Here is an 11,025-nt window from a genome sequence, read left to right on the forward strand (position 1 = left end):
GAGCAACCGCTCACCTGTGGCGAGGGAGCTTGCTCCCGCTGGACTGCGTAGCAGGCCCAGTCTTTTCAAACCAAAAGCTGGGGCCGCTACGCGACCCAGCGGGAGCAAGCTCCCTCGCCACAGGTTACAGTGTTGCCGTAGTGCCGGTGATCCAGCGCTTGAACAATGCGCGCGCACCGTAGGCAGGCAGGATATTGAAGAAGGCAAAGCCGACTTTGATCGCGATCTGCACGTAGATCATGCTCAGGATATCGCTGGTTTGCATCGCGCCGTAGAAGGCGATGAAGCAAAACAGGAAGCTGTCGATGATGACCGCGAAGAATGTGCTGAGGAAGATGCGCAGGTACAGGTACTGGGAGTTGGTCAGCTCTTTGATCTTGCACAGCAAGTACGAGTTTATGTTCTCGGACACCAGGAACGACACCGAGGAGGCGACCAGTACCGAGGACACTTGGATGATCACGTCGTTGTACGGCCCATCCAGCTTCCAGCCCGGCAGCCCCGGCAGGAAGGTCGAGCCATAGAGCAGGATGATGATCATCGCGTTACTGGCAAACGCAAACAGAATGGCCCTTCTGGCCAGGCGCAGGCCGAACTGCTCGTTGAGCAGGTCCACGATCAGGAAGGTCAGCGGATACAGGAAGGTGCCCGGCGTGACGATGATGCCCAGCGACTCCAGGTAAATGGGTTTGGTCGCGGCGATGCTGGTAAAAATATAGAAGGTGAACAACAGCAGGTTGAGGATGATGTAGATCATCCAGGAGTTCTCGTTACGATCGTTCAAGTCATAGGCGGTCAGCGTGCCTCCCTGCGAATAGAACTTCTTGTACAGGTTCTTGACTTCCATTTTGTTCAGGTTGTCCATTATTTCGCTGTTGATGACTTCGCTCAGTTTCATTTTGATGACCTTGCCGGTGGCAATCACCATGATGATCGCCAGGCTCTTGTCATTCTCAAACCCCAGCAGCTTGTAGTTGCTGTTTTCAACGCTCGCTTCATACGTTGTCATTGAAGCGCTCCTCGATGATGTCGCCGATCACGCACAGGCGTTCCGAAGCGCTACAGGCGTCAAGGGTGATGAACAGCTTGCGGATGGCCCTGTCGTACACCAACTTTTCCTTGCCGGGGCTCGACGTGCCTTTTTGCACGATCAATAAATCACCCGCTTCGTTGATGCCGGGAATGCCGCGCTCCAGGCGCACGCCGATCAGGTTGCAGCAGGTGCCGAAGTAGTAGGTCAACGGATACCGCGTGGCCAGTTCGCCAATACGCTTGTCCAGGTTCTGCATCACCTGGCTTTCCTTGAGCACCGGCACGGCTGCGGGATTCATGTTGCCCAGAGGGGAGACACTGCTCTCGAGGATTTCCTTGGCTTCGAAATCGACGGTCTCGATCTCGTCGTAGGAGATACCGAAGAAGTCGGAGATCTTGCGAATGGTCGACTGCTGTACGTTGACGACCTTGCCTTCCAGGATGTTGTAGATGGTGGTCCTGGTCAGGCCGGCGGCACTGCTTAGCGAAAGCTGGGTTTCGCCACGGCTTTTGATCAAGTACTTGATGTTGCTCTTCAAGTGCTCGGTTTTTTCCCGTTTGTGTATCACGTGCTCACCACTTCCCTTTAGGTATAAACGTCCGTTTTCCACACCGCCAGTTGCACGGCGTCGCGAGTGTTGCACGCGTCGGCCACAACAATAAAGTCCCGCATGCTCTGCCTCGCTGCTTTGCCGTCATCTGTGCGCGCAGAAATGAACATTTAATTGGGAAAATGTTTAAATTTCTGTTTAATTGAATGCCTCGGTTCAGGACGAATCGGCTCGCAACACCCTGGAAGGGAACCGCACTGATGGCACTCAATACCGCACCACTGAAAGACCAGGCCGACCTGCTGCGTCGTGGCCTGGCGGATCTGCACGCTGAAGACCTTGAGCTGGCGAGCATCCTCGATGCGGAAGTCACGCGACAGCACCGCACCTTATCGCTGGTCTCTTCATCCTGCGCCGTTAAACCGCATACGCTGGTGGCCAGTGCCTCGGCCTTGGTCAATGTCACGGCGGAAGGCATGCCGGGCAGGCGTCATCGTACGGGCTGCGAGAACGTCGACCGAGTCGAAGCCCTGGCCATTCGCCGGGCGCGGGAACTGTTCGATGCCCACTACGCAAGCGTGCAGTCGCACTCAGCCTCCAGTGCGATCTCCCAAGTCCTCTCAGCGCTGCTTGAACCGGGCGATACCTTACTGGGCATGGCCCACGACCATGACGGCGATCTCGCCCTCGGCAGCCCGGCTGTACTCACGGGCGCCTATTACAAAGCCATCCGTTACGGCACCACCGCCGACGGCCTCATCGATTACGCGCAGGTGCGCAGCCTGGCCCTTGCGCATCGTCCGCGCATTATCATCTGTGGGGCGCAGGCTTACTCGCGGGTGGTGGATTTCGAGCGGTTTCGCGAAATTGCCGATGAGGCCGGCGCCATCCTGCTCGCTGATATTTCCTACATTGCCGGGCTGGTCGTGACCGGACGCCATCCCAACCCGATCAATGCAGCCCATGTCACCATTACCTGCACGCACAAGCAATTGGGCGGCCCTCGTGGTGGGCTGATCCTGTCCGGGCGCGATGCGAATACCAAGGTGCCCGGCTTGAAGTCGACCTTCAGCCGCGTCCTCGACCAGGCCGTCTTTCCTCGCATGCAGGGGTCACCGGCAGTCAATATGATCGCGGCTAAAGCGGCTGCCCTGGGGTACGCCAAGTCGCCGGCATTCGACGCCTGCATGGAGCGGGTTCGTACACTTGCCGATGAAATGGCCCGCGCTTTTCAGGCACATGGCTATGACGTCGTGGGTGGGCGAAGCGAAAACCACACGGTGCTGATCCGGTTGCGCGGCGCCATGACCGGCGTCATCGCGGAGTCGGCGCTGGAGGGCTGCGGCCTGCTGGTGAACAAGCATCGCGTACCGGGTGAGACGCGCTCGTCATGGGTCACCAGCGGCGTGTGTATCGGAACCGGTTCCATGGCGCAACGCATGATCGACCCGCCGGGCTGCCGGCAGGTTGTCGCGCTGATTTGCCAGGTGCTGGACAGCGTGACACCGCTGGGCGAGGAGGATTACCGGCAGGACCCTGCGGTACGCGAACAGCTGCGTTCGCAGGTGCAGGCGTTGTGTGCGAGCTACCCAATCATCGACTACCTGGAGCGCTGATCGCCCAGTGCCCGGTTAAATCAGCCGGTGTTCTCCTCGTCATACTCCTCTGTATGAGCTGTGCGAATCCATCCCCGCCTACGAGGAGTCGTTACCATGGTCAGCGTGAGTCGTCGTTCCCTTCTTGCCGTCGGCGCGGCCCTGCCGATACTCGGGCGTCTGGATTGGGCGCTCGCCAGCCCGGCGGCGGCAGCGTCTGACAAGGTATTGCTCAACTACAACGAAAGCCCCTACGGCCCCTCGGGCGCTGCTCGTGAGGCGATGCAGCGTGGGATCGTGACGTCCGGGCGTTATCCCTACCCGGACATGTACGCGTTGGCCGCTGTATTCGCCCAGCAGCAGGCCATCCCGGAAGACCATGTGGCCGTGTTTGCCGGCTCCATGGCTGCACTGCGCTACGCCGTGGTGGCGTTCACCAGCGAAGCCCGCAGCCTGGTGATGGCCACGCCGTCCTACGAACTGCCGCGCCAGGCTGCCGAGTCGCACAAGGCGCCGGTGCACGAAGTGAACCTCGATGCCAGGCACGCCCATGATGTGCCCGCCATGCTCGCCGCTGATCCCCAGGCGGGCCTGCTTTACCTGTGCAACCCCAACAACCCGACCGGCACCCTGACGCCCAGCGCGACGATCCGCCAAGCGCTGGCAAACAAACCCGAAGGCTGCGTGCTGGTGGTGGATGAGGCGTATATCGATTTCTCCGATGCCCCCAGTTGCGTGAGCTGGGTCAAGGACCATGACGATTTGCTGGTGCTGCGCACATTCTCAAAGATCTACGGTATGGCTGGAGCGCGGCTGGGTTTGGCAATCGGCCACCCTGCGTTGCTGGAGCGGCTGGCGTTGTTCGGTGGCGATAACGTACCGGCCGCGTCCTCCTTGCTCGGCGCCCGGGCGAGCCTGGAAGATGTCACGCTGCTGCCGCAGCGCAAGGCACTCAATGCCCGGGTGCGTGAAGAAACGCTGGCCTGGCTCAAGTCCCGCGGTTTCGCCTGCACGGTCTCGCAGAGCAACTGCTTCATGATCGACGTGAAACAGCCCGCCGAGCACGTCATCGAGCGGCTCGCCGCACAGAACGTGATGGTGGGGCGGGTCTGGAAAAACTGGCCGCAGTGGGTGCGGGTGACAGTCGGCACCCAGCAGGAGATGGAACGCTTTCGTGAAGTGTTCGCGGGGCAGGTGATGAACGCTTAGTCGGCCAAAGGCGCAACGCTGCGACTGTGGCGAGGGAGCTTGCTCCCGTTGGACTGCGAAGCAGGCCCAGTCTTTTCAAACCCAAAGCTGGGGCCGCTGCGCGGCCCAGCGGGAGCAAGCTCCCTCACCACAGGCATGAACGCCCTTATTGCGCGGCGATGGCGTAGCCGTCAAAGGCGCTCTGCTGTTGCAGGGCTGTCACGATGCTTTTGCGCGTGACCGGCTGCTCCACGCCGCTGTTATCGATGAAGGTTTCGCTTTCCAGTTCGGCTTCGCTGCCTTCACCCACAAACGCAAAACCAAGGAACTCAAGCGCCTCACGGTCCACGTTCAGTTTGGAGCGTGGCGTGCGCAGCGGCAGGGTGACGCTGATGCCGTCTTTGCTGATCACAAACACTTCGGCTTCTTTCTTGGCGCGGGCCGCCTTGCCCTTGCCGGCGCTTGGGTTGCTGATGGCCTGGTGGCTCTGGTTCAGCACCTTGAGGGCCAGGCCATAGACCAGTTCCTGAAACTCGGGGTCGTCCTTGAAACTGGACAGAATGCGACTGATCGAAAACTGGCTGCTGAGGTTTTCCAGCGCAGCATTGTCGGCGGCTTCGGCGTCCTTGAGTTGCTTGAGCTGGCCCATCAGGTCGTAGGCTTTGTCATCGTCGAAGGCATCGTGGGCCTGGCGGATGGCGACGCGCAGTTCGCGGATCTGGTCGCTTTCCTTGGAGGTGTGGAACGCGTCCAACACCATCTCGCTGATGATCTTGGCGGCTGGCACATGCTGTGAAAGATTGATGGCGTTTTCGTATTCAGCTTTGGAGTGCAAGGCGACTACGGATTCTTCGGTGTGCGAATCGGACATTGAAATTTCACTACTTCAGTAAGCGGGACAAAAAGCGTCGCGCATTTTCAAGGGGCGGGGGAGTCAGGTCAAGGCAGCACAATGCCCTTATCGCGACGCAAAGCGTTCAGCGCCCGCTGCAGCCGTACGGCCCGTCCGCAGAACAGACCAACGGTAAGCCCCGAGACGCCACCGACCACCGCCAGCATCTGTGGCGTGCTCAACAGTAGCGGGTGCACCGCCTGCTGGTAGCCGAAATAGTACTTCACTGCAAAAAACAGCTGTGAGACCAGCAAGGTTTTCCATGTGCCTGCCAGCACCAGGGTTTCACCCTTGGCATCCAGTCGGGCGCCATTGGCGTTGAACAACGACATCCCCAGCAGGCTCCCCACCACAGCGCCGCCCGCCCAGGCGCTGCTCGAGAGTATTGACGGCGCCAATGACGTCAGTGACCACACCACCAAAACCACCGGCAGAATCATCAGCGAGCGACGATTCTCACGGCCACCCATACAGGCTTTGATGCCGTAGTAACAAATCCACGCATAAACGGCGTACACCCACAGGGGCGTGCCTTGAAGGATGTCGAGCATGGTGTGCGTCCTTGCAGAAATGTGTGGGTTTTATTCTCAGAAGGCTCAGGTAGCGCTGAAGCGGTTCAGGTTTTCCGAAGCCTTCAGAGTGCTCCTTGTATCACTTTAAGCCAACTGCCGCAGGCACGCCTCCAGGATATCCAGGCCTTCCTCCAGCACCGCAGGCTCGATGGTCAGTGGTGCCAACAGGCGGATGATGTGCCGCGACTTGCCGCTGGGCATCAGCAGCAAGCCCGCGTCCCGTGCCAGTTCCAGCAGTTGGGTCAGTTGTTTGGAGGCCGGCGTGCCGTTGGCATTGACCAGCTCGATGCCGCGCATGGCCCCCACGCCGGTCATGCGGCCCAGGTACGCGCACACGCCTTGTGTGCGCCAGGCGTGATAACGGCGGGTGATGGCTTCTTCCTGCTGTGAACCCCAGGTTTTCAGGTGGGCATCCGTCATTGCATCGAGGGTAGCCAATGCGCCTGCGCAGGCGATGGGGTTGCCGGAATAGGTGCCGCCCAGGCCGCCCTTGGGCAGGTTGTCGAGCAAAGGTTTACGGCCGACTACGGCGCCCAAGGGCACGCCGCCGGCGATGCTTTTACCGAGCAGGATCAGGTCCGGTTCGATGCCCAGTCGCGAGAACGCAAAGCGTTGGCCGGTGCGGCCAAAGCCGGACTGGATTTCATCGGCAATCAGCAGGATGTTGTTCGCGTCGCAGAAGCGCCGCAAGGCTTGGGCAAACTCGATATCCAGGGCCAGGAAGCCGCCTTCGCCCTGCACCGGTTCGATGATGAAACAGGCGACGTCACTGACGTCGATTTCCACGCTGAACAAGCGGTCCATGGCCTTCAGCGCTTCGGCGCAAGTGACGCCGTTGTCGGCGCTGGGGTAGGGCAGGTGATACACGGGGCCTGGCAGTACACCGACCTTTTGCTTGTAGGGCGCGACTTTGCCGTTGAGGTTGAGGGTGGCCAGGGTACGGCCGTGGAAGGCGCCGTCAAAGGCGATGACCACCGTGCGCCCGGTGGCGCCGCGCACGATCTTCAAAGCATTTTCAGCGGCTTCCGCGCCGCTGTTGGTGAGCATGCCGCTCACCGGGTAACCCACTGGAATGAACGCGCTGAGGCGTTCCATCAATTCGAGGTAGGGCGCGTGGGGCGCGGCGTTGAACGCGTAGTGCGTAAGCTTCGTGGCCTGTTCCCGAATGGCCTCGACCACGCCTGGGTGGCAATGGCCGAGGTTGAGCACACCGATGCCGCCGACAAAGTCGATATAGCGTTTGCCCGTGGTGTCCCACACCTCGGCGTTCTTGCCGTGGCTGAGGCTGATCGGGTGAACGATGGAAATCGACTGGCTGATGGTGGCGTGGCTCATGACTCTCGGACTCTGCAGTGGCGGGCGTTTTTTATCTAAGCCGCACGCCCGGCCCTGTCGCAAACGAAATAAAGTCGCCGGGTCATTATTAAAAGTCAGGATGTGCGCCGACGTAGTCGACCATCCAGTTCAGGAAGGCCTTCACTTTGGGGATATCGCCGGCATGTTCGGCATGGGCAATAAAATGCGCGCCGGCGCTGGGCATTGCGTAGTTCCACGGGATCATCAAGCTGCCGCTGGCCAACTCCTCGGCCACCAGATACTGCGGCACCAATGCCACGCCATAACCCGACTGCGCCGCACGGATGCACATGTAGAACGTATCGAAACGCGGCCCGTGGTAGCTGTTCTGCGAGTGCAGGCCCTGCTCCAGAAACCACTCGTGCCAGGCTTCCGGGCGCGATGTGCACTGCAACAGGGTATGGCGCGAAGAGGCATCGCTGCCCTCGGCGACGAACCCCGGTGCGCAGACCGGCACCACCGCCTCGTGAAACAACTCGATGCAGGTCGCCCCCGGCCATGAGCCCTGGCCGAAGAAAAACGCGATATCGGCCTTGGCCTGCAGCACGTCAAAAGGCTCCAGCTCGTTGCGCACGTCCAAGTGGATACGGGGATGTTTGGCCGCGAAATCCTTGAGCTTGGGCACCAGCCAACGGTCACCGAACGTTGGCTGGGTCGCGATGCGCAGTACTTCGGTCTCGCCGCCGTAGGTGAGGATATAGCGGCTGGAGATATCCACCTGGGTCAAGATCTTGTGCACTTCGGCCAGGTACAGCGAACCTGCCGGTGACAGGTACAAGCGCTGGCGCACCCGTTCGAACAGGTTGTGGCACAGCATCTCCTCCAGTTGCGCCACCTGCTTGCTCACTGCGCTTTGGGTCAGGTGCAGTTCTTCAGCGGCACGGGTGAAACTCAGATGGCGGGCGGCCGCTTCGAAGCATTGCAAGGCGGTCATCGAAGGGGTCAAGCGTTTTGAAATCATGCAGTTCATTCCAAATTGGAAGGAGCCTTTGCCGAAAGGTCGTTTGTGGCAGGCGGGAAACCCGCAGATACTGCCTGGCATCACTATAAACCGGCGCGGGCTGTGCAGCGCCGAATAAAAAGGAATGACAGGGAGCGCCTTGCATGAACCCATTCAAAACCACCTTGGCCGTGATCGGCACCACTGCAGCCTTGGCCCTGGCCGGCACCGCGCACGCGGGCGCAACACTGGACGCGATTCAGAAGAAGGGTTTTATCCAGTGTGGGGTCAGCGACGGCCTGCCGGGTTTCGGCGTACCGGACAGCCAGGGCAAGATGACGGGGATTGACGTCGATGTGTGCCATGCCGTCGCCGCAGCGGTATTTGGCGATGCCTCGAAAGTGAAGTTCAGCCAGCTGACCGCCAAGGAGCGTTTCACCGCGCTGCAATCGGGTGAAGTCGATGTGATTTCACGCAACACCACCTGGACCAGTTCGCGTGATTCGGGCATGGGCCTGGTGTTCACCGGCGTGACCTACTACGACGGGATCGGCTTTCTGGTGAACCACAAGTTGGGCGTGACCGACGCCAAGCAACTGGACGGTGCGACCATTTGCCTCCAGGCCGGCACGACGACCGAACTCAACGTCTCCGATTACTTCCGTACCAACGGCATGAAGTACACGCCGATCACCTTCGATACCGCCGATGAAAGCGCCAAGGGCCTGGAATCCGGGCGTTGCGATGTGTTGACCACCGATCAGTCGGGCCTGTACGCCCAGCGCATCAAGATGGCCCACCCGGACGAATTCGTCGTGCTGCCGCAAGTGATCTCCAAGGAACCGTTGGGGCCGCTGGTACGCAAGGGCGACGATGAGTGGTTCAGCATCGTCAAGTGGACGCTGTTTGCCATGCTCAATGCCGAGGAAATGGGCATCACCTCGCAGAACGTCGAAGAGCAAGCCAAGACCACCCGCAATCCCGACGTCGCCCGTCTGCTCGGCGCCGACGGTGAATATGGCAAGGATTTGAACCTGCGCAAGGATTGGGTGGTGCAGATCGTCAAGCAGGTGGGCAACTATGGCGAAGTGTTCGAGCGCAACATCGGCCAGGGCAGCGTATTGAAGATCAAGCGCGGGCTGAATGCATTGTGGAGTGAAGGCGGCATCCAGTACGCGCCGCCGGTGCGCTGATCGTTATTCCGACACCCTGTCCTTTCCCGCCGCCTTGGACCGATACAACGCTTGATCGGCCCTTGCCACCAGGGCGGCGGGAGACTCACCCGGCCGACGTTCGACCACCCCCATGCTCAAGGTGAGGGCGAACGCACCTACCGCCGGAGCCTCGTGCATGGCGCGGCGGGCCTCTTCGGCCAGCGCCCTGGCAACCGCCAGCGAGCTTTTGGGCAAGACCCACATGAACTCGTCGCCGCCCCAGCGCGCCAGCAGGTCGCCCTCGCGTACGCAGGCCGACAGGCTCTCCACCACACGCACCAGGGTCTGGTCACCGACGGCGTGGCCGTGCTGATCATTGATCGGCTTGAAGTCATCGATATCCATGGCCACCAGCGCCAGCGGCGAACGAAAGCGTTCGGCGCGCTCGCATTCTTCCAGCAGCACTTTCTCCAGGCAGTAGCGGTTAGCCACGTGGGTCAGGGCGTCGCGTTCAGCCAGGGAACGGTTTTCTTCCAGTTGCAATTGCAGTTGCTGGTTGACCCGTGACAGCTCGCGGGTGCGCTCGGCTACCAGGGCTTCAAGGGACTGGTTACGTCGCTCAAGCTGTTCGATCGAGGATTTGCGTATCTGGATGTCGCGATGGGCACCGACCATGCGCGCCACCGAGCCGTCGTCATTGCGCGCGATGATGTAGCCGCGGTCTTCGATCCACAGGTAAGTGCCATCGGCCTTGCGGCAGCGGTATTCGGTTCGGTAAAAGGGCGCACGATGATGAATATAGTCATCGAACAGCGTCATGACTTGCGGGTAATCATCCGGGTGGATCACGTTCTCCCAGGTGAATACGCTGTTCTCCATGGAGTGGCGGGGGTAGCCGAGCATGTCGTACCAGCCGGGGTTGCGGTAGACGAAGCCGGTATTGGCATTCCAATCCCAGATCCCATCGCTGACCAACTCCATGACCGCGTGCAGCAGTTCGCTGTTGAGGTCGGAAAAATCGTTCCTCAGCGGCGGGTTGTCGGAGGTATCGTCCATATGCGCGCTCCCTGCTTGGATTGGCTCTGAGGGCCAATCATGGTTGACGCCGATACTCCGTGGCTGGCGCTACTTTACCTCGTGGGCCGTGGGCTTTGAATAGGGCGAGAATACTGCTTTAGAGTTGTGGCTATGAGCCATCACTCATGCCGATGTAGGAGCGAGCTTGCTCGCGAAAAACGTCAACGCTAACGCGGGTTGCCTGAATGAGCGCGGCGCCTGTGAGTTTTTCGCGAGCAAGCTCGCTCCTGCCAAAAATCTCAAGCAGCGTTTAAAGAACGCTTCCGCCTCCAAGGCTATCCAGATTGCCTGGGCGAGCCGCTTTGTTTCGGCGCCCGCTGAAATCGATGGCGGGGCCAGGCTCGGGCGCAGGCTTGGGTTTTACGGTTGGGGGCCGGTCAGGCGTGACACTGCGATCCGGATGCAGGGAGGCATAGCTGGGCGGAATGCTGAAAAACAAATCGATCATGGCGATCTCCGTTGGTGGGAACGTGTCGAGCGGGTCGACGCGTACCCAACCTACAGAGCACTGGGCGACTGGACTATAAACGTCTCGCGTCAAAAGATGACCGAGCGTGGCGATGGCGCTGCTCCGCTGCGAAGAGGGGGCGTGTACACTCACCCTTCGATTATGGATATTCGGGATACAGGACGTTGGCACCCTTTGATCAGCAAAGACTTTTAGCCAT

11 protein-coding genes are annotated in these 11,025 nt (G+C 60.2%); 4 read left to right on the forward strand and 7 right to left on the reverse strand.

What is annotated here, in order from left to right; translation table 11 throughout:
• Window positions 1-124: 124 nt before the first annotated feature.
• Window positions 125-1,009 carry a queuosine precursor transporter gene (locus tag ACQRBV_RS12575; RefSeq protein ID WP_060754361.1) on the reverse strand — a complete coding sequence of 295 codons (885 nt, stop codon included), beginning with the start codon at window positions 1,007-1,009 and terminating at the stop codon, window positions 125-127.
• On the reverse strand, window positions 996-1,601 hold the full coding sequence (locus ACQRBV_RS12580; RefSeq protein ID WP_081087003.1) for a helix-turn-helix transcriptional regulator: 606 nt from the start codon (window positions 1,599-1,601) through the stop codon (window positions 996-998). The genes ACQRBV_RS12575 and ACQRBV_RS12580 overlap by 14 nt, the downstream gene beginning before the upstream one ends.
• A 242-nt stretch (window positions 1,602-1,843) precedes the next feature.
• Between ACQRBV_RS12580 and glyA the strand changes: the two genes are divergently transcribed.
• Both glyA and ACQRBV_RS12590 read left to right on the forward strand, forming a co-directional pair.
• Complete coding sequence (gene glyA / locus ACQRBV_RS12585; RefSeq protein ID WP_411984836.1) at window positions 1,844-3,199, forward strand: serine hydroxymethyltransferase; 1,356 nt, start codon at window positions 1,844-1,846, stop codon at window positions 3,197-3,199.
• 96 nt (window positions 3,200-3,295) lie between these two features.
• Window positions 3,296-4,387, forward strand: coding sequence for a pyridoxal phosphate-dependent aminotransferase (locus tag ACQRBV_RS12590; RefSeq protein WP_411984835.1), 1,092 nt, complete (start codon window positions 3,296-3,298; stop codon window positions 4,385-4,387).
• 145 nt (window positions 4,388-4,532) lie between these two features.
• On the opposite strand, the gene ACQRBV_RS12595 is transcribed toward ACQRBV_RS12590, so the two are convergent.
• From ACQRBV_RS12595 to ACQRBV_RS12610, 4 genes are all read right to left on the reverse strand, one after another.
• The gene (locus tag ACQRBV_RS12595) at window positions 4,533-5,237 is read right to left on the reverse strand and encodes a hypothetical protein (protein WP_060754358.1); all 705 of its coding nucleotides are present in this window, start codon (window positions 5,235-5,237) and stop codon (window positions 4,533-4,535) included.
• A gap of 68 nt (window positions 5,238-5,305) precedes the next feature.
• Window positions 5,306-5,809: a DUF6622 family protein gene (locus ACQRBV_RS12600; protein WP_244385108.1), complete on the reverse strand. Its 504-nt coding sequence runs from the start codon at window positions 5,807-5,809 to the stop codon at window positions 5,306-5,308.
• Between the two features lie 105 nt (window positions 5,810-5,914).
• A complete protein-coding gene (locus ACQRBV_RS12605) occupies window positions 5,915-7,165 on the reverse strand; it encodes a 2-aminoadipate transaminase (RefSeq protein WP_411984834.1) in 1,251 nt (416 codons plus the stop codon).
• An 88-nt stretch (window positions 7,166-7,253) separates the two neighbouring features.
• Window positions 7,254-8,147 (reverse strand): LysR substrate-binding domain-containing protein, encoded by an 894-nt coding sequence (locus ACQRBV_RS12610; protein ID WP_411984833.1) that lies wholly within the window; start codon window positions 8,145-8,147, stop codon window positions 7,254-7,256.
• Window positions 8,148-8,290: 143 nt separating this feature from the next.
• Here ACQRBV_RS12610 and ACQRBV_RS12615 point away from each other — a divergent pair, with 143 nt between their 5' ends.
• The gene (locus ACQRBV_RS12615) at window positions 8,291-9,319 is read left to right on the forward strand and encodes an amino acid ABC transporter substrate-binding protein (RefSeq protein ID WP_411984832.1); all 1,029 of its coding nucleotides are present in this window, start codon (window positions 8,291-8,293) and stop codon (window positions 9,317-9,319) included.
• Between the two features lie 3 nt (window positions 9,320-9,322).
• Here the strand turns inward: ACQRBV_RS12615 and ACQRBV_RS12620 are convergent, their stop codons facing one another.
• Window positions 9,323-10,336, reverse strand: a complete 1,014-nt coding sequence (locus tag ACQRBV_RS12620; RefSeq protein ID WP_090368645.1) for a sensor domain-containing diguanylate cyclase — start codon at window positions 10,334-10,336, stop codon at window positions 9,323-9,325.
• Window positions 10,337-10,502: 166 nt separating this feature from the next.
• Between ACQRBV_RS12620 and ACQRBV_RS12625 the strand changes: the two genes are divergently transcribed.
• Window positions 10,503-11,021 carry a hypothetical protein gene (locus ACQRBV_RS12625; protein ID WP_411984831.1) on the forward strand — a complete coding sequence of 173 codons (519 nt, stop codon included), beginning with the start codon at window positions 10,503-10,505 and terminating at the stop codon, window positions 11,019-11,021.
• Window positions 11,022-11,025: the final 4 nt, after the last annotated feature.

The organism is Pseudomonas sp. R11F (assembly GCF_050312575.1).
Lineage (GTDB): Bacteria > Pseudomonadota > Gammaproteobacteria > Pseudomonadales > Pseudomonadaceae > Aquipseudomonas > Aquipseudomonas palleroniana.

Excerpts from the sequence above, each read along its gene's own strand:
- ACQRBV_RS12575 (WP_060754361.1), bottom strand. The coding sequence starts at position 1,009 with ATGACAACGTATGAAGCGAGCGTTGAAAACAGCAACTACAAGCTGCTG.
- glyA (WP_411984836.1), top strand. The coding sequence starts at position 1,844 with ATGGCACTCAATACCGCACCACTGAAAGACCAGGCCGACCTGCTGCGT.
- ACQRBV_RS12590 (WP_411984835.1), top strand. The coding sequence starts at position 3,296 with ATGGTCAGCGTGAGTCGTCGTTCCCTTCTTGCCGTCGGCGCGGCCCTG.
- ACQRBV_RS12595 (WP_060754358.1), bottom strand. The coding sequence starts at position 5,237 with ATGTCCGATTCGCACACCGAAGAATCCGTAGTCGCCTTGCACTCCAAA.
- ACQRBV_RS12600 (WP_244385108.1), bottom strand. The coding sequence starts at position 5,809 with ATGCTCGACATCCTTCAAGGCACGCCCCTGTGGGTGTACGCCGTTTAT.
- ACQRBV_RS12605 (WP_411984834.1), bottom strand. The coding sequence starts at position 7,165 with ATGAGCCACGCCACCATCAGCCAGTCGATTTCCATCGTTCACCCGATC.
- ACQRBV_RS12610 (WP_411984833.1), bottom strand. The coding sequence starts at position 8,147 with ATGATTTCAAAACGCTTGACCCCTTCGATGACCGCCTTGCAATGCTTC.
- ACQRBV_RS12615 (WP_411984832.1), top strand. The coding sequence starts at position 8,291 with ATGAACCCATTCAAAACCACCTTGGCCGTGATCGGCACCACTGCAGCC.
- ACQRBV_RS12620 (WP_090368645.1), bottom strand. The coding sequence starts at position 10,336 with ATGGACGATACCTCCGACAACCCGCCGCTGAGGAACGATTTTTCCGAC.